Source organism: Marinomonas polaris DSM 16579, assembly GCF_900129155.1.
Lineage (GTDB): Bacteria > Pseudomonadota > Gammaproteobacteria > Pseudomonadales > Marinomonadaceae > Marinomonas > Marinomonas polaris.
Genome location: NZ_FQVF01000011.1, coordinates 149983 through 172781 on the forward strand (window position 1 = coordinate 149983; position 22799 = coordinate 172781).

The 22799-nt window shown below is 42.7% G+C and carries 21 protein-coding genes; 10 read left to right on the forward strand and 11 right to left on the reverse strand.

The features are described from left to right. Positions 1-186 precede the first annotated feature (186 nt). From BUA59_RS13240 to BUA59_RS13250, 3 genes are all read left to right on the forward strand, one after another. Positions 187-1200 (forward strand): DctP family TRAP transporter solute-binding subunit, encoded by a 1014-nt coding sequence (locus tag BUA59_RS13240; RefSeq protein ID WP_072840177.1) that lies wholly within the window; start codon positions 187-189, stop codon positions 1198-1200. A gap of 85 nt (positions 1201-1285) precedes the next feature. Continuing rightward, positions 1286-1759, forward strand: a complete 474-nt coding sequence (locus tag BUA59_RS13245) for a TRAP transporter small permease (RefSeq protein ID WP_072840178.1) — start codon at positions 1286-1288, stop codon at positions 1757-1759. A gap of 2 nt (positions 1760-1761) precedes the next feature. Further along, on the forward strand, positions 1762-3030 hold the full coding sequence (locus tag BUA59_RS13250; RefSeq protein ID WP_072840179.1) for a TRAP transporter large permease: 1269 nt from the start codon (positions 1762-1764) through the stop codon (positions 3028-3030). Between the two features lie 91 nt (positions 3031-3121). Here the strand turns inward: BUA59_RS13250 and BUA59_RS13255 are convergent, their stop codons facing one another. After that, complete coding sequence (locus BUA59_RS13255) at positions 3122-3601, reverse strand: peroxiredoxin (RefSeq protein WP_072840180.1); 480 nt, start codon at positions 3599-3601, stop codon at positions 3122-3124. A 62-nt stretch (positions 3602-3663) separates the two neighbouring features. Next, a complete protein-coding gene (locus tag BUA59_RS13260) occupies positions 3664-5640 on the reverse strand; it encodes a methyl-accepting chemotaxis protein (RefSeq protein WP_072840181.1) in 1977 nt (658 codons plus the stop codon). A gap of 254 nt (positions 5641-5894) precedes the next feature. On the opposite strand from BUA59_RS13260, the gene BUA59_RS13265 reads away from it, so the two are divergent. The 3 genes from BUA59_RS13265 to BUA59_RS13275 all read left to right on the forward strand — a co-directional run bounded on the left by BUA59_RS13265 (position 5895) and on the right by BUA59_RS13275 (position 8483). Beyond that, positions 5895-7307 (forward strand): aminotransferase-like domain-containing protein, encoded by a 1413-nt coding sequence (locus BUA59_RS13265; protein WP_072840182.1) that lies wholly within the window; start codon positions 5895-5897, stop codon positions 7305-7307. A gap of 212 nt (positions 7308-7519) precedes the next feature. Beyond that, on the forward strand, positions 7520-7930 hold the full coding sequence (locus BUA59_RS13270) for an energy transducer TonB (RefSeq protein ID WP_072840183.1): 411 nt from the start codon (positions 7520-7522) through the stop codon (positions 7928-7930). Positions 7931-7967: 37 nt separating this feature from the next. Next, a complete protein-coding gene (locus BUA59_RS13275; RefSeq protein WP_072840184.1) occupies positions 7968-8483 on the forward strand; it encodes a DUF501 domain-containing protein in 516 nt (171 codons plus the stop codon). Between the two features lie 90 nt (positions 8484-8573). On the opposite strand, the gene BUA59_RS13280 is transcribed toward BUA59_RS13275, so the two are convergent. Next, the gene (locus BUA59_RS13280; RefSeq protein ID WP_072840185.1) at positions 8574-8864 is read right to left on the reverse strand and encodes a hypothetical protein; all 291 of its coding nucleotides are present in this window, start codon (positions 8862-8864) and stop codon (positions 8574-8576) included. Between the two features lie 91 nt (positions 8865-8955). Continuing rightward, positions 8956-10440, reverse strand: coding sequence for a glycerol kinase GlpK (gene glpK, locus BUA59_RS13285; protein WP_072840186.1), 1485 nt, complete (start codon positions 10438-10440; stop codon positions 8956-8958). A gap of 171 nt (positions 10441-10611) precedes the next feature. Here glpK and BUA59_RS13290 point away from each other — a divergent pair, with 171 nt between their 5' ends. From BUA59_RS13290 to BUA59_RS13300, 3 genes are all read left to right on the forward strand, one after another. Beyond that, a complete protein-coding gene (locus BUA59_RS13290; protein WP_072840187.1) occupies positions 10612-11382 on the forward strand; it encodes a DeoR/GlpR family transcriptional regulator in 771 nt (256 codons plus the stop codon). A gap of 195 nt (positions 11383-11577) precedes the next feature. Further along, a complete protein-coding gene (glpD, locus tag BUA59_RS13295) occupies positions 11578-13065 on the forward strand; it encodes a glycerol-3-phosphate dehydrogenase (protein WP_072840188.1) in 1488 nt (495 codons plus the stop codon). A gap of 122 nt (positions 13066-13187) precedes the next feature. Continuing rightward, positions 13188-13958: a TSUP family transporter gene (locus BUA59_RS13300; RefSeq protein WP_012071618.1), complete on the forward strand. Its 771-nt coding sequence runs from the start codon at positions 13188-13190 to the stop codon at positions 13956-13958. On the opposite strand, the gene gcvA is transcribed toward BUA59_RS13300, so the two are convergent. The 4 genes from gcvA to BUA59_RS13320 form a co-directional block, all read right to left on the reverse strand. Continuing rightward, entirely contained in the window at positions 13959-14903 is a 945-nt protein-coding gene (gcvA, locus tag BUA59_RS13305; protein ID WP_072840189.1) for a transcriptional regulator GcvA, read from the reverse strand. A gap of 540 nt (positions 14904-15443) precedes the next feature. Beyond that, positions 15444-16823, reverse strand: coding sequence for a glyceraldehyde-3-phosphate dehydrogenase (locus tag BUA59_RS13310; protein ID WP_072840190.1), 1380 nt, complete (start codon positions 16821-16823; stop codon positions 15444-15446). Positions 16824-17085: 262 nt separating this feature from the next. Further along, positions 17086-17415 carry a DUF3392 family protein gene (locus tag BUA59_RS13315; protein WP_072840191.1) on the reverse strand — a complete coding sequence of 110 codons (330 nt, stop codon included), beginning with the start codon at positions 17413-17415 and terminating at the stop codon, positions 17086-17088. 34 nt (positions 17416-17449) lie between these two features. Further along, positions 17450-18010, reverse strand: coding sequence for a uridine kinase (locus BUA59_RS13320; RefSeq protein WP_072840192.1), 561 nt, complete (start codon positions 18008-18010; stop codon positions 17450-17452). 126 nt (positions 18011-18136) lie between these two features. Between BUA59_RS13320 and BUA59_RS13325 the strand changes: the two genes are divergently transcribed. Further along, a complete protein-coding gene (locus BUA59_RS13325; protein ID WP_072840193.1) occupies positions 18137-18748 on the forward strand; it encodes a uridine kinase family protein in 612 nt (203 codons plus the stop codon). 37 nt (positions 18749-18785) lie between these two features. Here BUA59_RS13325 and dnaJ read toward each other — a convergent pair whose 3' ends face one another. The 3 genes from dnaJ to grpE form a co-directional block, all read right to left on the reverse strand. Beyond that, entirely contained in the window at positions 18786-19913 is a 1128-nt protein-coding gene (gene dnaJ / locus BUA59_RS13330) for a molecular chaperone DnaJ (protein ID WP_072840194.1), read from the reverse strand. 164 nt (positions 19914-20077) lie between these two features. After that, positions 20078-21991: a molecular chaperone DnaK gene (gene dnaK, locus BUA59_RS13335; RefSeq protein WP_072840195.1), complete on the reverse strand. Its 1914-nt coding sequence runs from the start codon at positions 21989-21991 to the stop codon at positions 20078-20080. Positions 21992-22093: 102 nt separating this feature from the next. Further along, positions 22094-22672 carry a nucleotide exchange factor GrpE gene (gene grpE, locus BUA59_RS13340; RefSeq protein ID WP_072840196.1) on the reverse strand — a complete coding sequence of 193 codons (579 nt, stop codon included), beginning with the start codon at positions 22670-22672 and terminating at the stop codon, positions 22094-22096. Between the last annotated feature and the right edge of the window lie 127 nt (positions 22673-22799).

Genomic DNA, 22799 nt, shown 5'->3' on the forward strand with positions numbered 1-22799 from the left:
CACATTCGTGTCATTGTGAGCCTTTAAGAAAAAATATAGGGTATTTTTAAAATGATCCTATATTATTTATAGGCTTAAAAATGCTAGTTTCGAATACAGGACAGCCTGTCTTACTACAAAGTAGGATAGAAAATACAAAAATAAAACAACCGGGACACATAAGATCCCGTGCTTGGAGACGTAAAAATGAATCTAACAAAAAAAATCACACTTGGTTTAATTGCTGCCGGTGCTGTAAGCAGCGTTAGCGCAGCCGATCTTACTCTTACTATTGGTCACGTAGATCCCCAAGATTGGACAACCTCTAAAAAAGGTGCCGCGACAGAAGTTTTCAAAAACTTAGTGGAAGCTGAGTCTGGTGGCCGCATTGAAGTTAATGTCTACCCTTCCGGCCAGCTTGGTGGCGAAACAGATCTTGTTCAGTCTACTCAAGAAGGCACGCTTAGCATGACGATGGTGTCTGGTGCCTTTGCAAAAGTTTGTAAAGAAGCATCGGTTCTAGAAATTCCTTACCTATTCCCATCAGCTCCTGTTGCTTGGGAAGTATTAGACGGCGAATTCGGCAAAGCACTGTCTGAGCATTGCTTGAAAGAAAGCGGATTACGCACTCTTGCCTATGGCGAAACAGGCTTCCGTAACTTCACTAACTCAAAACGCCCTGTTGCAGAACCAAAAGATTTAAACGGTTTAAAAATCCGCGTTCAAACCCTGCCACTATATGTTGAAATGGTAAAAGCAATGGGCGCAGAGCCTACGCCAATTGCGTGGCCTGAAGTACCATCTGCATTAACAACTGGCGTTGTTGACGGGCAAGAAAACCCAGTTAGTGTTATCGAAGCGAACAAATTCTATGAGTTCCAAAAATATCTAACACTAGACGGTCACGTTTACGGCACAGATTTCTTACTAATCAACGAAGACCTTTATCAATCATTGAGCGATGAAGATCGCGCAATTATTGACCGTGCAGCAAAAGTTGCAGGAACTGTAGGTCGTGCAGTGCAGCAATTTAACTCTGCAAAAGGCTTAAAATCTCTTGCAGCTAATGGCATGCAAATCACCACTCCAACACCAGCACAAATGGCTAAGTTCCGTGATATCGCGCAACCAGCTGTTATCAACTGGTTAAAAGGTGAAGTACAGCCAGAGTGGATCGAACGCGCTCAAATGTCTGTAAAAGTCGTTAGCAACTCGAAATAAACTCAGTACTTGAAATCAAGCAACCGAGAGCTTTCTTTAATGGCTTTCGGTTGCTTTTCCTTTGTCACAACCCGGAAAGCTCAACATGAAGCGCCTCTATAAAAATACTCTTTCGATTTTAACCGGCACCTCCCTATTCGTTATCTTTGGCGTTGTTTTAGTAAGTAGCTTGAGCCGTTACTTATTTAACTCACCGATCCAATGGAGCGAGGAAGTCGCAAAATACGCCATGATCTACGGCACCATGTTTGGTATGGCATTGTGTTATTTAGAGGGCATTCATATTCGTTTTACTTTTTTAGAAGATATGGTCTCCGCTAAGATTCGCCATGCTCTGCATTTTATATCTGACGTTATTGCGCTAGTAAGCGGCTGTGTGCTGACCTATTCCGGTTACATTTTCATGATGAAGCGAGGAGCAATACAAGCTCCCGGCACAGGCATTCAAATGTATTATTTTCAAGTGGCTATGGTCATAGGTGGTGCGTGTCTTGTGATCGCAGCACTCATACGACTCATCGACTATTTTCAATCTACAACGTTAGAGAAAGGACAGTAATTATGCTAGGTCTTGGGATTCTTATTGTTCTTTTGGTTATTGGCAGCCCTATTGCGTTTGCCATTTTATTAGGCGTTGTTGGTCATGTTTACACGTTACCTTTCAATGTCAGTCTCGTCGCTCAACGTATTTTCAGCGGTTTAGATTCATTCTCTATCTTGGCGATTCCACTTTTTGTTCTAGCTGGTGAGCTGATGAATGAGAGTGGCATCACAAGTAGAATTATCAACTTTGCTAATGCGTTAGTTGGTCATATGAAAGCAGGCCTTGCCCATGTAAACATCTGGGCGTCGGTTATTTTTGCCGGACTGTCAGGTTCTGCTGTTGCCGATACCTCGGCACTTGGACGCGTATTTATTCCGACAATGGAAAAAGAAGGTTACCCACGAGCTTTTGCTGCGGCACTAACCGCCGCATCGTCTGTTATTGGACCGATGATTCCGCCAAGTATTCCAGTGATTATTTATGCGTTGATTACTACCGGTGTTTCTGTACCAGCGCTATTCCTTGCGGGCGTAACACCTGGACTATTTCTAGCTATTGGCTTGTCGATCTATGTTTACTTTTTTGCGGGTCATTACGCACCGTTAAAAGCGAAACTGTCCATGAAAGAGCGTTGGAAGGCTTTTGTTGATGCGTGGATTCCGCTGTTCATGCCGATATTCATTGTGGGCTCAATCCTGACTGGTATTGTTACACCAACGGAAGCCGCTGCCTTTGCCGCCGCTTATGCTCTGTTAGCAGGTGTATTCATTCTGAAAAGCTTGAAAATATCGAGTTTGCCACGCATCTTTATTCGAGCAATGCGCGACTCGTCTGTGATTCTGATCGTGATTGGCGTAGTAGCGGCCGCGAACTGGTTGCTAACTTTTTCAAGAGTGCCACAAACGGTTAGCCAAATGGTACTAGAACAAGTTTCTAGCCCTTGGATGTTCCTAATCCTAGTCAACGTGATTTTGCTGGTTGTTGGTCTATTCCTAGAAGGGATCGCAGCGATGCTGATATTGCTACCGATTCTGCATCCTATCGCGATGAGCCTTGGTATCGATCCAGTACACTTCGGTATTGTGGTGATTTTCAACCTGATGATCGGCCTTGTCACACCACCGATGGGGATTTGTCTATTCGTTTCTAACTCGATTGCGAACGTAGGTATTGCTGCTATATCTAGGCAAATCATGCCACTCTTCTTAGTGGAATTGGCAGTCTTGATCTTGATTACCTTTGTGCCAAGCACGGTAACCTTTTTACCAACCTTATTTGGCTATTAGCTGGTAATGAACGAAGCATTAATATGAGACATAAAAAAACGACGCCATGTGCGTCGTTTTTTTGCCTGACTAAAAAAGCTAAACAAAAAGCTTATAACTGAGACAAAACATATTCCGCAGAACTGACTTTGTATTCGCCTGGCTCATCCAACCATAACTGCTGAACAATGCCGTTAGTCACTAACATGGCGTATCGACGGCTACGAATGCCCATTTTAGCAGCTGAAATATCCAGTTCTAATCCCATAGAGCAAGTAAACTCAGCCAAGCCATCTGCTGCCATTATCAGATTTTCAGCGTTATTCGCTTTACCCCAAGCATTCATAACAAAAACGTCATTCACAGAAAGACACACTATGTCGTCTATTCCTTTTTCTTTTAAAGCATCAAAGTGCACTACAAAACCAGGTAAGTGACTAGCACTACAAGTTGGAGTAAAAGCACCCGGTACGGCAAACATCAATACAGTTTTGCCTGAGAAGAATTCTGTGACATCTACTGTCTCAGGACCTTCTTCTCCCATTACCTGAAACGTACCATGAGGCAACATATCACCCATAAGAATCGACATGAACTTTATCTCCAGAGAATTAAGTTGCCCCAATATTAACGCAACCTATCTTAGAAAAACCATCAAACAATCTTAAATTGACTAAGTAGATGCTTCTGATGAGACGCCAGTTTAGACAATCCTTCACTGTCTTTCTCACTCTGATCTGAACCCAATGCCGCCTGTTCAGACATCTCAGATATTTCTAATACATTTTGCTTAATTTCTTGCGCTACAGCAGATTGCTCTTCAGCGGCGGTAGCAATTTGAATACTTAAGTCCCGAATTTCAGCCATACTGCCTTGCAATTCAATTAGTGACAATCCAACTGTGCGTGCTTCCTCAACACTAGAAGTAGCACTTTTTCGGCTCTCTTCCATGCTGCCAACGGTTTTTGTCACACCTTGCTGTAATTGCGCGATAACATGCTGAATCTCTTCAGTGGAGCTATGAGTTCGAGTAGCTAAAATACGAACCTCATCTGCCACTACGGCAAAACCTCGACCTTGCTCGCCAGCACGCGCAGCTTCAATCGCAGCGTTTAGTGCCAATAAGTTCGTCTGCTCCGCAATACTTTGAATCACCTCTAAAATACGATCTATGCTCTTCGAATGCTCATCAAGTTCATTCACAACTGTCGTCGATTCTTCTATTTGCTCGAGAAGGTGTTCGATTTTATGAATATTGGTATCCATTTGTTCGCGATTTTGATGAGCTCTTTGATCAACCGATTGGATCTGATGCAAAATAACTTCTGAGCTTTTTGCCACCTGATCGACCGTAGACACCATTTCCGACATAGACGAAGCAACCTCAGAGGTTCTTTCATTCTGTGCGCTCATCAAGCGTTTAGAATCACCAGCTAAGCGAACATTGCTGCCAGCAGACTCAGCAACTTCATTAGACGCCTGATCAATCTCAGACATGACCTTTTGTAACTTCGCCACCAGCCCATTTACCCAAGCAGATAACTCACCAAACTCGTCCTTGGTTTTTACTTTACTGCGTTGAGTGAAGTCACCATCCGAAATCTTGCCCAGTACAGTCATCACTTCTTTCAACGGAAGGCGAATGCTTCGACTTACCCATAATGCCACCAGCACTGCAATTACTATAGAAACAACCAATACAACCTCAATAATAAGCGTTGATAATTTCGCAGCATCTGTTGCTTCTGTTTTAGCGTTTAACCCCATCAAAGCGGCTTTAGATAATAGCTGCTGCACGGACGTATTAACCACTTCCATGCTGCCTGACAGCTGTTTCGCCAGCACTTCTGACTCTTGTACTAGACGAGCATTCTCGTAAAATTTCGCCACCACACCATCGCTAGACATCACACTGGCTTCTATTTCACTCACCAGACCATTGATGTTGTCATCGTTCAAATAGGATTGTTTGTCTTTCAGGCTAGAAATAATAGATGCCATAGCATCACGTAATTCCTGCATTTTATCTAGACTACGCACATCAAAGTAATCATTAACCGTCACTTGAAGGCTTTCTATTTGACTATGCATGTAAGAAGCCGCAAATTGGATTTCGGATGTATCGCCATCTGTTACCAACATACCTAAATCTTCTGTAGCAAAAGCAATTGCATCTTTAAGATCAAGTTTTTCATCTGGCACTACAGCCTGAAGTTCTAACATGGTTTTATGATTAGAAAAGGCGACATCGGTATAACCATAAAAACGCTCCACTTCAGCGTTAATGCTTTCAAGCGCCTGACTCATCTCTGGCAAACCTTGAAGTTGAGCAGACAATTGCTCTGAAACATCGCTAAACTCCTGTTTATGTTTCAGAAAACGTGCGGATAAGTCTTCCAATGAATCGGGAGTTTTACTAAGTAAATATTGTAAAACAGCCGCATTAGCAAAGCTGACATCTTCTTTTAGCGCATTACTGGTAGATGAGATATTGGCCACTTTCCCTGTAACTACGTTTAATCTATCTTCTATTTTGTTGATGCCTACAAATCCAGATGCGGCAATCATCAGCAAAAGTAGCAGTAAAATACTAAAGCCAAATAAAATCCTTTGAATAACGGATAACGACATAATCGACCTCTAAATTAAAATCTGCTCTAAATTTTTAGTTTTCTTACCCGGCAGCTAAACATTTAAGCTGATATAAACCTGACCAAGTATACAGGAACACCATAACACTTTATTTACAATGAGCGCCTATCCCAGAGCGTCAAAAAATACCACTTAACACACAGACCTTTGCGCCGTAAAATCGGCATAGATTTCTTTCAATCCACCAATCTGGTAGATTAAACATCTCTCATTTTGAATTCGACCTGCGCTTTATGGATTGCCCCTTATACGAAAAAATTGCTAACCAAATTGAACACCAAGTTCATGAAGGTATTTTCTTACCAGGCGCAAAGATCCCATCGGTTCGTAAATCCAGCAAACAAATGGAAGTCAGTGTTGCGACTGTGCTGCAAGCCTACAGTTTGCTAGAAGACAGAGGCGTCATAAAAGCACGCCCTCAAAAAGGCTATTTCGTTCAAGAAACTCAGCTCCAGCCAACAGAACCCGCAAAAATTGAACCTACTAAGAATGATGGCACCATACATGCTTTACTACGGCGCTTACTTCATGCCTCTCAAGACGGCAATATCATGCAATTTGGTGCAGCTATTCCTAAAAGCCAGTTCCTACCGATACGACAGCTACAGCGCTCTGTAGGGCGCCTGATGCGCTTAGAGCCAGAAATATGTGCAGCTTATGAATTCACCCCAGGATCACTCAGCTTACGCCGTCAGATAGCCATCCGCATGCTAGACAGCGGATGCCAGCTGCAACCCGATGACATTACTATTACATTGGGCTGCCAAAACGCCTTGATGCTCTCATTACAAGCTGTCGCAAAAGCGGGCGATACCGTTGCTATCGAAAGCCCGGCTTATCATGGAGTATTACAAATCATTGAAGTGTTGAACCTAAAGGCGGTTGAAATCCCTTGTTCAGTGGAAACAGGGATCGACTTAGATATTCTGGAAAATGCGGCAAAAGAATGGGATATCAAGGCATGCGTGGTGACACCAAACAACCAAAACCCGATTGGCGCCACGCTCAACCACTTGGCAAGACAACGCATCCTCAATCAATCTGTTCAACACGGCTTCACTCTGATTGAAGACGATGTATACGGAGAGTTGAGTTATAAAGACAAACGCGAGCGATCTTTAAAAGCTGACGACAAACAAAATACCGTTATTTACTGCAGCTCTTTTTCTAAAAGTATCGCGCCAGGGTTTCGCATTGGTTGGATTGTTGGCGGCCCTTTTCAAACTCAGATTGAACATTACGCTTATGTTCAATCCCTTGCGATTCCCACATTAACGCAAACAGCTATCGCCAATTTTCTAGAAAACGGCGCGTATGATCGTCATTTACGAAAAACCCGACAATCTTATCAAGACAACTTAGCTCGCTGTCAGGCGCTCATTCAGGATCACTTTCCAGCAGGTACTCAAACCTCTACCCCAAAAGGTGGTTTTTTATTATGGGTCACTTTACCAGACACGGTAAACGCCATGACACTTCATTCCCAAGCCTTAGAAATTGGCATTGGCTTGCTGCCAGGGTTAGCATTCAGTTTAACAGCGCAATTCAACCATCATTTTCGATTAAACTACGCACTAAATTGGGATAATAAAACCGACGCTGCACTAAAAGAACTCGGTAAGCTTTGCCACCTTCAGATCCCCTAAGCTAGGCTAATACAGCTATCTGAGCAGTTCAAAATGCAAAGCACCACATTGAGCATTTTCACATATAAGTAGAAGTTATGATTTTAGCCTCAGACATCCTAAAATTCGTCTGTACAGACAGGGCAAAAAGCGTACAATTCGCATTCTTTTTTAAACACTCTGCCTTCTTGGCCGATAACATGAATATCTGAAATAGTAGCTGGCTTGTTGCGATGGAATTTGTTGCACATCCGAGAGACCTTCCGTTAGACATTACGCTAATAGAAGATCAGCCCTTTCCTCAAATTACTGAAGATAGAGCTGGGTTTGTCGGTATCACATATGTCACCCTTCGTCCTTTTGACAATGGACGCTCGGTAAGAATTACATTGGAAGAGATTGACCCAAACTTTTGCGTGTCTGGCCGTATAGCTTGGTGCACTAAAGAAACGGACGGCTACCACATCGCCATTGAGTTCCCTACCAAAGAAGAGTGTTACTGTGTTCGCATGATCGAGCAGCTATCTCAGATAGAACATTACCGACGCCAAGCAAAAATCGAAGGCCGACGACTCAACTACAATGAAGCCGCCGCTGAATGGATACAAAAATTCGCCGCCAGTTTCCCTGCGTTCACAATTTAATTCTTCTCTTTTAGAAGACACTATTCAATAAGACATTATGACAACAACACTTTCTCAGCGTGATATTGATATCATCACAGCACAACTCGGACGTACCCCAAGCGGCATTAGTGCCATTGCTCATTATTCACCTAGCGGCATACCTCAAGTATTAGAGATGGAGACTTGGGTTTTCGAGCAGCCATTCCCAACTCTATATTGGCTTTCTAGCAAAGCCATCGACAAAGCTTTGGCAAAAATAGAAAGTCATGGTGTTGTAAAAGAGCTTGAGCAGCGCATCAAAGACGACGAAACATTGCGAGAAGCACATCATGCTTCTCACCGCGATTACATCGCAAGGCGTTGGGAAGTAATGAGCGCTGAGCACAAAGCCATTATTGAAGAAAAAGGCTTCAAGCCTTTGTTTGATAAGCTTGGAATTGGCGGCATTGCGAATTGGGATCAAGTACGATGCTTACACATGCAATATGCACATCACCTTGCCGGTAACAATGTTATCGGGCGTATTCTAGACGAAGAATACGGCATGAAAGCCATCGCTGACGCAGAATAAAACCAGCCAAAAGACAGATATAAAAAAGGGGAAAGACCTATCATGCCATTCCCCTTTTTACTTTTTAAACCTTGAGTTTGAAATAACTACTTATTTCAAACTTTTAAGAATGGCTCTCAATTCATCAGCGGTAGTTGCCTTTGGCAAAACTTCACGGATACGATTAAAAGCGGCCTGAGCAACAGCTGCACGCTGAGCATAAGTAGTCAATGCGCCACCAGTCCAACCTGCTAATTTCACCATTTCATTCTTGAAGTTATTACCACCAACACCATGTCCGCCTAGCGACATCAATGCATCTTCGATTTCTAAATAGCTTGGACGCTCACCACCAAACTTCATAAAATCATCTTGCTGTACTTCGGCAAACTGTTTCGACATTCTCTAAACCCTTTGTGAATAAACATCCATTGTTAAAGTTAGCCATATTTGCCTTATCACACAAGACAAAGCATGTATCAAATCGTAAAAATTAGTCTCGTGTACGCACACGATCCACTGCTTTTTGCCAACCTTGATACAATTTATCGCCTGTGCCTTTTGCCATTGTGGGCTCAAAACATTTATCTGCTTTCCACAAGACTTCAATCTCATCCAAAGACTGATAAAGGCCAACCTGCAGACCCGCTAAAAATGCAGCGCCCAATGCAGTGGTTTCAGTCACACAAGGACGCTCTACCGTGATTTCTAACAAATCACTTAAGAACTGCACCATCACATCATTTATAACCATTCCACCATCGACACGTAAAGAGCTAAATGTTGCGCCATCTTGCGCCATGGCACCAACTAAGTCTTTTGTCTGATAACACACAGAACGCAAACCAGCACTAACGATATCAGCGACACTAGTATCACGCGTTAACCCAATCATGGCGCCACGAGCATCAGGGTCCCAATATGGTGCACCTAACCCTGTAAAAGCTGGTACTAAATAAACAGAATCATCATTCAATGCTTGCTTAGCCAGACTTTGTGTCTCTTTAGCATCAGCAAATAGCTTCAAGCCATCTCGTAACCATTGAATCGCGGCGCCAGCCACAAAAATACTACCTTCTAATGCATAAGTGACTTTGCCATTTAGGCGATAACCTACGGTAGTGAGCAACTTATGTTCAGATCGAATCGCTTTATCACCGGTATTCAAAATCATGAAACAACCAGTACCGTAAGTACTCTTCACCATACCGGGCGTAAAGCAAGCTTGCCCAATTAAAGCGGCTTGTTGGTCACCTGCGACACCATTAACTGGAATTTTAGCCCCCAACCAAGCAGCATCAATGACTCCAAAATCAGCACTACAATCCATGACTTCAGGGAACAATACATCGCCGATTCCTAACAGCTCGATCAGCTCGTCATCCCATTCTTGAGTATGAATGTTGAACGCCATAGTACGAGCCGCATTTGTTGCATCGGTTTTATGGGACTTGCCATTGGTTAATCGCCATAATAAAAAGCTGTCGACCGTACCAAAAGCCAAACGACCTGCCTGAGCTTTTTCACGTGCACCATCGACGTTATCTAAGATCCAACGAATCTTGGTTGCAGAGAAGTACGGATCGATTAACAGCCCAGTTTTTTCTTGAACTTTTTCACCTAATCCTTGATCACTCAAAGACTGACAAAACCCGCTGGTACGTCGATCTTGCCAAACAATAGCATTATAAACTGGCTTCCCAGTATCGATATCCCATAAAATCGTTGTTTCGCGCTGATTGGTGATACCTATGGTTGCTATCGCTTGCGCGTCGATCCCTGTATCCTTGAGAACTGAGCGACACACAGATAAAGTAGATGACCAAATATCTTCAGGATCATGCTCAACCCAACCATCATCAGGGAAAATTTGTGGGAATTCTTGCTGAGATTGGCCAACACGAGAGCCTTTTTCATCAAATAAAATAGCCCGAGAACTGGTGGTGCCTTGATCAATAGCCAGAATATAATGCGTCATGGTGAATTCTCTTTGAAATCACAGCCACTCAAAAAGTAAGCGACTTAATTGTTGTTTTGTTTTTTGAACATGAATATTCAAATACGAATATTCCCTATTAAAAACCAATGCGCACTCGTTTAGCAAGCCTCGTTTAATAAGTAATGTCTTTTATCAGGAGAAGAAAACAATATGGGTCAACTCTCTCGCCAAGACAATATTGTCGCCATAGTGAAAGAAAAGGGTTACGTGACAATCGATGAATTGGCCAGCCAATTTGCTGTCACACCGCAGACCATTCGCCGTGATATTAATGAGTTGGCAAAAGCTGATCAAATACGCAGACATCATGGTGGCGCGAGTTACGACTCCAGCACCACCAACGTGGCTTATGCAACCCGACAAATTTTGCAACTGCCAGCGAAAGAGCAAATAGCCAAACGAATCGCCGCCGAAATTCCAAATCATGCCTCTTTATTTATTAATATTGGCACCACAACTGAAACCGTTGCAAGGGAACTATTGAATCACCAAGGTTTGCAAGTTATCACCAACAACCTTAACGTTGCTGCAATTTTAAGCGGAAAAGAAGACTTTACGGTGATTATTGCGGGCGGTACGGTTCGTTCACGAGACGGCGGCGTTATGGGTGAAGCCACTATCGACTTCATCAATCAATTCCGTGTCGACTTTGGCATCATCGGTATTAGTGGTATTGACCCTAACGATGGCTCACTATTGGATTACGACTACCAAGAAGTTCGAGTAGCGCAAAGTATCATCAATAATTCACGCACTGTTTTTCTCGCTGCTGACAGCGCTAAATTTGGCCGCAATGCAGTTGTTCGTTTAGGTAACATAACCCAAGTAGATAGACTGTTTACTGATGAGCAACCGCCAAAAGCCATCATCAAACTAATGAAAGAGCACAAAGTTCGATTGGAAATCTGCACGCCCAAGTAACCCTTGGGCCCTGCACCATCACAGTAATTCACTCAGTTGACTTCAATTTTCACCCTTCTTCAAACCTAAAAAAGATCAAATGTTCACCAAAACTTCACAAAGCGTTATTGTCATAATCGCTTTAGAGGTTTAATATCGAACACAAATGTTCACTTTCGAACATAAACATTCGCATTTTAAATCGTGAGGCTTTGTATGAATCACTCCCATTTTGACCTATTTATTGTTGGCGGCGGCATTAACGGCACAGGAATAGCCGCTGATGCAGCAGGACGAGGCCTAAATGTGGGTCTTTGCGAAATGGGAGATTTGGCTCATGCTACGTCATCGTCGAGTAGTAAACTAATCCACGGCGGTTTGCGCTATCTTGAGCATTACGAGTTTCGTCTTGTAAAAGAAGCCCTAACAGAACGTGAAGTATTACTAAAAGTTGCTCCTCATCTTGTTACGCCGATGCGCTTTCAAATGCCTCACAGACCACACCTACGTCCAGCTTGGCTAATTCGCATTGGCTTATTCCTTTATGACAACCTAGGTAAGCGCGAGACACTTTTAGGCTCAAAAGGCGTCAAGTACGGTGCAGATAGCCCATTAAAAGACGATATTACGCAAGGTTTCGAATACTCAGACTGCTGGGTTGATGATGCTCGCTTAGTGGTAACCAATGCGCTTAGTGCTCAGCAAAATGGAGCGTCTATTTTTGCTCGCACTCGTTGCACTTCTGCCAAACGTATCGACAACCAATGGCACATCAGCCTAGAGGATCAAATAACCAAAGAAACTCATGAGATAACAGCCAAAGCCTTAGTAAACGCTGCAGGCCCTTGGGTATCGTCGTTTATCGAAACTAAACTAGAACAAAAAGCCCCTTACGGCATTCGCATGATCAAAGGCAGCCACATTGTTGTGCCGAAGCTTTATCAGCATTCAAACGCTTTCATTATGCAAAATACCGACAAACGTATCGTTTTCGCGATTCCTTACCGTGAACACTACACATTGTTAGGCACAACCGATGTTGAGTACAAAGGCAATCCAAACGATGTAGCGATTTCAGAAAATGAAACTCAATACATATTGAAAGTGGCGAACGATCATTTCAAAAAAACACTCACACCAGCGGATGTTGTCTGGAGCTATTCAGGCGTAAGACCTCTATTGGAAGATGAGTCGTCTGATCCTTCGGCCGTCACTCGCGATTACACATTGCACCTTGACGACAAAAATCATCAAGCACCATTGCTAAGTATTTTTGGCGGAAAAATCACTACCTACCGCAAACTAGCCTTATCTGCGATGAAAAAGCTTACACCCTACTTTGATAACCTTGGAAGCGAATGGACTCACAGCAAACCACTACCTGGCGGTGACTTAGGTATGTCTCTTGATGGTTTTGCGATGAAATTACAACAAGATTATCCTTTTATCGGTGCACACCTTGCCCATCGATTCGCCAATAGCTACGGTACACTAACTCATGCATTACTAAATAAAGCGAATTCAGAAAGCGACCTTGGCCAGCACTTTGGCAATCAGCTTTATCAAGTGGAAGTGGATTATTTGATCAAGCATGAATGGGCGCATTCAGCAGAAGATATTCTATGGCGTAGAACTAAGCTTGGCCTTGAATTTACTCCGAATCAAGAAAGCACTCTCGAAAGCTACATCCAAACAAAAATTTAATTTAGTTCGATAAAATACTCTACTATTACTACTCATTAGCCCGCCTAAACGATTGTCTAGGTGGGCTTTTTTTGCTCTACTAAAAAGCATCGTACATCTATCCCTACAGGAATAAACACTCAATGGACTTTGTTTTTTTCGATATCTCTATTTGGATCTATCTTGCACTCTTTGCTGCCGCTTTTTTTGCAGGCGTCATTGATGCCATTGCAGGCGGTGGTGGCTTAATTACTGTGCCGGTTCTATTAGCAGCAGGACTGTCACCAGCCGAAGCGCTAGCAACCAATAAGTTACAAGGTTGCGCGGGGACAGTATCGGCGTCTTACCACTTTATAAAAAAAGGACAAGTAAAGCTGTCTGATATGTGGCTCCCCATTTTGATGACAGCCATCGGCGCTATCTGCGGCACACTATTAGTCTCTTATTTAGACAGTAGCCTACTGCTAAAAGCCGTTCCAATTATCTTAATCGCGGTAGCCATTTTCTTTTTCTTCTTACCCAAGGTTCAGCCTTACATTGCCAGTAAATTTTCCCTTACTCACATACAGTTTGCGGTAATTATCGGTACCAGCATTGGCTTTTATGATGGATTGATTGGACCAGGAACTGGCGCTTTCTTTTCTACTGCTTATTTGTGTTTGATGGGGCTCACTGTCGTTTCAGCAACGGCTCATACAAAAGTACTCAACGCGACCAGTAACCTAGCCTCTTTGGCCATGTTTGCCTTTAGCGGTCACCTTATTTGGGCATTGGGTATCGTAATGGGAATTGGACAATGGTTTGGTGCGCAAATTGGCTCACGCCTCGTTATCACCAAAGGTGCGAAGCTTATTCGCCCCATGGTGATTATTATGTGTTTGGCGATTTCAGTTAAATTACTATTAGATAACTAATTATAACGAAATCAGACCATCGGGTGTCGTCAAAGCATCCTCTGGTGAATATTCGTAGCATTGCGCGACTAACCAACTGAGTAACTGCTGAACCGGCTCTCGCTGACGCTGCATTTCGGGACAAACAAATAGATAGGCATGACCTTCATCTAATGTTTCTGAAAACGGCCTCATCAATCTTCCCTGCTGAATATCATCCATCACCAAAGGCGTTCTCCCTAAAGCAACGCCTTGTCCAGCAACAGCTGCTTGCACAGCAAGATCACCACGATTAAAACTGATGCCGCGCGAAGGCTTAATGCCTTTTGCATTAGCCAATAACAGCCACTTCTCCCACTCCGCATATGGACTAGAAAAACGCCACTCAGAGTCATCATTTAATAAAGGCACTTGCGCTAACTGGCTTGCTTCAGTCAAAACTCGCTGCTCTGCAAATGCAGGACTGCAAACGGGAAAAACCTTATCTTTCATTAAGGGAACAATATGCCCTTTTGAGCTATGCACATGGCTATGCACTATCGCTACATCAATTCTGTCGCGCTGGAAATTCACCTCTCTATCGTTGGCCTGAATGCGAAGCTGTAAATCAGGATAGGCTTCTTGCAAACTACCCAGTCGAGGAATCAACCACTTAGTTGCAAAGGACGGCATAACAGAAACCGTCAAAATATTAGACGTTTCTTCTTCCTGCAACTCTAAAACCAAATCATTAATTTCAGTAAAGCTATGATTCAATTGCACAGCCAAACGCACACCGGCCACGGTCAGCTCTAGACGTCGATGATAACGAACAAACAAAGTAAGTTTTAAACGCTCTTCTAACTGACGAATTTGCTGGCTCACGGCCCCCTGTGTAAGGTGCAGTTCTTGCGCGGCTTTAGTGAAACTCAAATGACGAGCCGCGATAGCAAATGTACCCAGCCCAACTAAAGGAACAGACTTCATAAAAAAACCACCATAAGACGATCTCAGCTACTGCAAAATTAGACATACACTGAATTAAAAAACCAATAAAAATAAAGCTAAAATTGCAAAGAACACATCATAAATATGAAATAAATTTTTAATAAACAAACACTTAACAAAAAAAATATCACATAATAAAAAATCAAAATCATTGATTTAAAAATACATCCTATATTTTGCATTAATTCAGCTAATCCAACAAATCAATTTATATCGTTTGTAACACCGACCCAAAAAGATAGAATTAGTTAATCTCTTAGGTTGAACAGCGACCTAATATTTACTGATACAGCCCTAACTGTATTACTTCTAAAACCTGTCCCACAGTCATGTTTTAGATGAATATCACCATTCCCCACAGGATGATGTTATTCGCAACTGCTAGTTACTTTTGTTGAAGCCGGATTTTATCCGGCTTTTTTTTGCCTCGAAATTACGTCCTTAAATTTGAGGCAAAAAAAAACGGCGACCCCAAGGGCCGCCGTTAAATAACACACGTTAAATGTGTCCGGTCATATCTTAAGCTGCTTTTGCTTTGTCTTCGAGCAATTCAGCCTTAGTAAAATTTGCCTGTGCAAGCTTCTCCATCAAACGCACAACCTGACAGCTGTAGCCATACTCGTTATCGTACCAAACATATAAAGTTGCTTGATTACCACGAACTTTCGTCGACAAAGAATCCAAAATACCCGCTTGCTGAGAACCGATAAAGTCAGAGCTTACCGCATCACGTTCTTCGCTGTAGCCGATCTGACCTGTCAATTCAGCGCTATTTGATGCAGCTTTCAACAACTGATTAATCGCTTCAACCGACGTCGCAGACTTCAAGTTCAAACTTAATACCGCAATCGAAACGTTGATAACAGGAACTCGGATCGCACTACCGCTCAACTTACCTTCTAGAGAAGGAATCGCTTTTGATACCGCTTTAGCCGCACCAGTTTCAGTCATCACCATGTTCATGCCTGCAGCACGACCACGGCGATCACCTTTATGGATATTATCGATTAGGTTTTGGTCATTCGTATAAGCATGAACAGTTTCTACGTGACCAGATTCGATGCCGTATGTTTTCTCTAGTACAGACAAGATAGGCGTAATAGCGTTTGTCGTACAAGATGCAGCAGAAACAATACGGTCAGCGTCTGTTACATCGCTATCGTTTACACCGAAAACTATGTTTTTCATTTCCTTACCAGGTGCAGTCAGTACAACACGCTCAATACCTGGACGATTTAAGTGAACACTCAAACCGTCATGATCACGCCAGCGACCTGTGTTATCAACAAGCAAAGCATTATTAATACCATGGGCTTGGTAATCAACTTCAGCAGGATCAGAAGCATAAATAACTTTTACTGGCGAACCATTGATGATCAGAGCTTGATTCTCTTCATCAACTTTTACTAAACCGTCGTATATACCATGAACAGAATCGTATTTAAGCAAACTAGCGCGTTTAGAAAGATCATCATCACATGCTTTACGCACAACAATCGCAGCTAATGCCATACCTGGAGTTGTATGGCCAAGCGTACACATACGACGTGCAAGTAAACGACCTATACGGCCGAATCCATACAAAACAACAGGAGTTTCTGTGCCATCGTTTGGCTGAGCCGCTAGTACAGACTCAACATCCGCTTCCGCAATCAAAGATTCTAGTTCTACAACGGTATGAGCGGTGTTACTTGCTAACACTTGCTCCAACACTTGATAAACTTGGACAAGGTCTAATTCAGGATGCTGATCAAACGCAGCCATCAGACCAGTCACAGAATCCGCCATTAAGGTGTTTCCTGCCAACTGAACTTTTACCGCTTTTTCGCGACCAAGTTTACCTAAAAGAGGAATCATAGATTCTGCTTGTGAAAGTGCTTGTAACCAAGTGCTTGTCATTTTCTGCCCCCGAAAAAAGACTCTGTTATATCAATATGGGCGCAGTCTAACGGCAGATTAGGACAAAAACAAATTGTAAGAAGACTACAAAAAACCTTTAAAATCGGGCATTTAGCGTGTTTTTTTATAGAAATAACGAAATAACAAAGAAGGTCTAGAAACTTTACTACATAATCACGCAATTACATGGCTGATCCATAGTAATGGTGCGATTATGTTGTAATTTGGCAACGAAAACTGACAGGAAATTTCATGAATTATTTTACAAATGACGCTTTCTTTCAGCCAAAACACCCAAAAGACAAAAACAAAATAGGATTAAGACCGGTCGATACACCAAATCAACTCGTGTAATTCCCCAATATATTAATGGCTGACTCCATAATGTCAGAAGCCCATAACCAAAAGTACACATCAAAATAAACGCCATCACTCGAGCGAGAAACACCCAAGAAGACACCAAGCTTTTAAGAAAACCATTCACCTTATCCCCGTAAACCACCAAACAGGTTGCTACCAAAGCTAAAGAAATATCCTGAAGATAAGGTTGAAGAAAATGTGCAAAACGAAGATTGAGATCAAGAATAAACATAGATAATTAACTACACGATAAACAAACTATAAGATTATTGCTTTTTACGAGACAGGGCTTCAACATCAATTTGCCCAGATCGAGTGGCCACCTTTGGACTTTCATCAACGTATATGAGAGAAACATCATAAGTCGTGTTATGAAATTCTATCATGGTGCCATCTTTAAACAGCCATTTCGAACGCCCAATACCATTACTAAGAAAACCTTCACTAGGTTTACCGTATTTTCGCGCAAGCAACTCACCTAGCGCTTTACGTTTTTCACTGCTTTCCACAACACCGGATAACAGCGCCTGACGAACATAACCCGATCCATTTGAATAAATAGTCGCGTTTGTGACTCCTAAAATACCTTCAGGCCCTAAGCTGTAGCTTATAACACCATCTTTATAAGACGGATAGCTATGCAACCCCATACTATTAAGCTGATTTTCTAATTGAGATACACTCAGATCATTTAATGGTAAACCAAACAACTCAGCCACATTAGAGGATCGAGAAACATCATTTGCTTCCGCCTTAACTAATGTTGCAGTCCCCATAGAAAGAGCAAAAATAAACAGAGCAAACATTGGGGCAACTTTCGTACGCATTAATCCTTCCTTTGAGATGTCATGCTTCAGTTTGACAGGCAAAAATGATCAAACCTGATATATAATACAACATTATAAACTCCTTAAACTCAAGGAGTACCGAAACTTTATTTTCTGAGGTAATACATGGCTCTTGTTATTGGCATCACCGGCGTATCCGGCAGCGGAAAAAGCCGACTTTGTTCTTTATTAGCGGAAGGCCAAGGTGACAAAATCACCACCCTATGCCAAGACAGTTTTTACAATGGATGCGGCAGTATTGATCCAGACGTTTACAACTTTGACGACTTAAGCTCGTTAGACCTTGAAAGCCTAACTCTGGCTATTCATAACTGTAAAAACCGTCAGCAACCAAATGAAATTCCGGTTTACGATCACTCACAACACAGACGTACAGGTTATCGCAATCTAGATCCAACACATGTTGTTCTCGTGGAAGGTCATATGATGTTCCAAGACGCAGGTATTCGTGATGCCGTTGATTACCTTCTGTACGTCGATACAGATATGGATATCGCCGTAGTACGACGTTTAAAGCGTGACATTGCAGAACGTGGACGCGACGTCAATGAGGTTACCAGCCGCTATATGCGCCATGTACGTCAAGCATCACTAAAAACCATCGACATTCGCAACAAAGCGGACTTCATTATTCCGAATAATAAAAGCTTCACCAACGCAGCGAGCTTATTACGCAACCACATTGATTACTTACTAAAAGAGAAAGGCGCCAAATAGGCGCCTTTCTCTTTTATATTGCCGAAGCAATAAAGTTTTATTTCTTAATATCGTCAAAGAAACGTTTCACACCATCAAACCAGCTTTTCTGTTTAGGTGAATGATCTGTCCCCTCACCCATACTTTCAGCCAATTCCGTGAATAGCTCTTTTTGACGAGACGTTAGATTTACTGGCGTCTCAACAACGACCTTACAAATCAAATCACCAACTGGACCACCACGAACAGGTTTCACGCCTTTATTACGCAAGCGGAACAACTTGCCAGACTGACATTCAGCAGTCACTTTCAAACGCACACGACCATCTAGCGTCGGTACATCAATTTCGCCACCTAATGCCGCTGTTGTAAAGCTAATTGGCACTTCGCAATATAGGTTCGCACCATCACGCTCAAAAATGCTATGCGGTTTAACAGAGACTTGAACAAACAAATCACCTGCAGGACCACCATGAGTTCCTGCTTCGCCTTCACCAGACAAACGAATACGATCGCCTGTGTCTACGCCAGCAGGAATTTTTACATTAAGCGTTTTGTATTCTTGTACACGGCCTTGACCATGACAATCTCTACAAGGATCACTGATCACTTGACCAGCACCATGACATTCTGGACAAGCCTGTTGAACAGAGAAAAAGCCTTGTGACATACGTACTTGGCCAGCACCGCCACAGGTTCCACATGTCTTAGGCGTTGAACCCTTCTTAGCACCAGAGCCATCACAGGTATTACAGTTCACCAAGGTTGGTATACGGATTTTTTCTTCGCATCCCCAAACCGCTTGTTCAAGGTCAAGCTCTAAAGTGTAACGTAAATCGGAACCGCGACGAGTTCGGCTTTGACCGCCACCACCACCGCCAAAAATATCACCGAATACATCACCAAAAATATCACTAAAACCACCAGCTCCAGCACCGCCGCCATAGCCACCAGCTTGACCATTTACGCCGTCATGACCAAATCGATCATAGGCTGCGCGCTTGTCATCAGAAGACAGTATTTCATAAGCTTCAGCCAGCTCTTTGAATTTATCGAGTGCTTCTGGGTTGTCTGGGTTCTTATCTGGGTGGTACTTATTCGCCAAAGAACGATAAGCTTTTTTAATGTCTTTCTTATCCGCGTCTTTGGCCACCCCAAGAACGTCGTAATAGTCTCTTTTGCTCATCGCAAGCATTCCTGAATTGAAAAGTCTGAATTAAAAAGTCTAAATCTAAAAAAACTGAATTTTAAAAATCGTCAATCTCATATTTTGCAAATAGCAAAGCACGGTCTAAAACCGTGCTCGCTATAAACAACCCCATTATTAATGGGCAAATAAGTGCTTAGCGCTTATTTTTTATCTTCTTTCACTTCCTCGAATTCTGCATCAACAGCATCATCCTGAGACTTAGCTTGCTCGCCTTCAGCTGGTTGTGCACCAGCTTCAGCTTCTGCATACATCTTCTGAGCCAAAGTACCAGATGCTTGAGTCAACGCATTGGTTTTCTCTTCGATCTTCTCTTTGTCGTTAGACGTTAGCGCTTCTTCAAGTTCAGTGATTGCAGTTTCAATCGCTTCTTTCTCTTCCGCTGTTGCTTTATCGCCAGCATCAACCAACGTTTTACGAGTTGCGTGAATCATGCCATCAGCTGTGTTACGAACTTGTACAAGCTCTTCGAACTTACGGTCTTCTTCAGCATTCGCTTCAGCGTCTTGAACCATTTTTTCAACTTCTTCATCGCTCAAACCAGAAGAAGATTTGATAACGATAGACTGCTCTTTACCAGTCGCTTTATCTTTCGCAGAAACACTCAAGATACCGTTGGCATCTATATCGAAGCTTACTTCGATTTGTGGCACACCACGTGGAGCAGGTGGAATATCAGCCAAGTCGAAACGACCTAGAGATTTGTTCTGAGACGCCTGTTTACGCTCACCCTGCAATGCGTGGATAGTTACCGCATTTTGATTGTCTTCTGCTGTAGAGAAAGTCTGAGATTTCTTAGTAGGAATCGTCGTGTTTTTCTCGATCAATGCTGTCATAACACCACCCATTGTCTCGATACCTAGAGACAGTGGAGTAACGTCTAGAAGAAGAACGTCTTTCACATCACCAGAAAGTACCGCACCTTGGATAGACGCACCGATTGCAACCGCTTCATCTGGGTTAACGTCTTTACGTGGCTCTTTACCGAAGAACTCAGTTACTTTCGCTTGCACTAGTGGCATACGAGTCTGACCACCAACCAAGATAACTTCATCGATATCAGAAGCAGTCAAATCAGCATCTTTCAATGCTTGACGGCAAGGCTCAAGAGATTTCAATACTAACTCTTCAACCAAAGACTCCAACTTAGAACGAGTCAATTTCACGTTCAAGTGTTTAGGGCCAGTTGCATCTGCAGTGATGTAAGGCAAGTTAACTTCTGTTTGAGAAGAAGAAGACAACTCAACTTTCGCTTTCTCGCCCGCTTCTTTCAAACGTTGAAGAGCTAATGGATCGTTGTGTAGATCGATACCAGACTGTTTTTTGAATTCAGCTGCCAAGTATTCGATAACACGCATATCGAAATCTTCACCACCTAGGAAAGTATCACCATTTGTAGACAACACTTCGAATTGTTTCTCGCCATCTACGTCAGCGATTTCGATGATAGAGATATCGAATGTACCACCACCAAGGTCATAAACCGCGATAGTAGAGTCGCCAGAGCTCTTGTCTAGGCCGTAAGCCAAGGCAGCCGCTGTTGGCTCGTTAATAATACGTTTTACTTCTAGACCAGCGATTTTACCAGCGTCTTTTGTTGCTTGACGCTGAGAGTCGTTGAAGTAAGCAGGAACAGTGATAACCGCTTCTGTTACTTTCTCGCCTAGGTAGTCTTCTGCTGTTTTCTTCATTTTCTTAAGAACTTCAGCAGAGATTTGTGGTGGAGCTTTCTTATCGCCTTTTACTTCTACCCACGCATCGCCGTTATCTGCAGCAATAATTTTGTAAGGCACCATAGAGATGTCTTTTTGAACCACGTCATCTTTAAATTTGCGGCCGATCAAACGCTTAACCGCATACAAAGTATTTGTTGGGTTTGTTACCGCTTGACGTTTTGCAGATTGACCCACCAAGACTTCGCCGTCTTCGGTGAAGGCAACAATAGAAGGTGTGGTGCGGTCGCCTTCAGCGTTTTCAATAACGCGAGCCTTTTCGCCATCCAAGACGGCAACACAAGAGTTTGTTGTACCTAAGTCAATACCAATGATTCTACCCATGGTTTGTATCTCCAATAAATTCGTTTATGACGATGATAATTCTGTATTTGGGTACGCTTAAAAGTATTTCAAGCGTCCAGTGTCAAAAAAATGACAGTATTTTTAGGCTGCGCTTGAAACCACTACCATTGCAGGACGTAATAAGCGGCCATTAATTGTGTAACCCTTCTGCACTACATCCATAACGGTGTTCGCTTCTAACTCAGGGTTTGGCACCATTGTGATGGCTTGATGCAACTCAGGGTTGAACGGTTCACCATGTGGATCAACCACTTTCACTTCAAAACGAGCCAAAGTCTCAAGCAAATCTTTTAACGTTAGCTCTACACCTTCACGAACAGGGTCAGATTCACCTGTATCTGGTGCAGAAGCTAAAGCACGCTCTAGATTATCCGCCACGTTCACAATCGATTTAGCAAACTTTTCTAAACCAAACTTGTGCGCTTTCTCGACATCTTGTTCTGCACGACGACGTACGTTTTGTGCATCCGCATGAGCGCGAAGTGCCGCTTCTTTATACTGAGCGACTTCTTCTAATGCTTTTGCAAGCTCATCATTTTCAGTAACTTCTTCTAAAGTCTCTACTTCAGGCTCTAAAAGTTCTTCTACTGTTTCGTTTTGCGTTTCGCTTTTCAAATCATGCTCCGCGTCTAGATTAGGATTTTTTTGCTGCTCACTCATTTTCAACTCCAAATAACAGAAACAATGCTTCCTATGTGCAGGGTATATGGGGTCAGCTTTTAACCTTTCAACACTAAAGCCGTATTAATTTCATGGGAATTAAATTTGCGATCAAGACTTGTCAAAA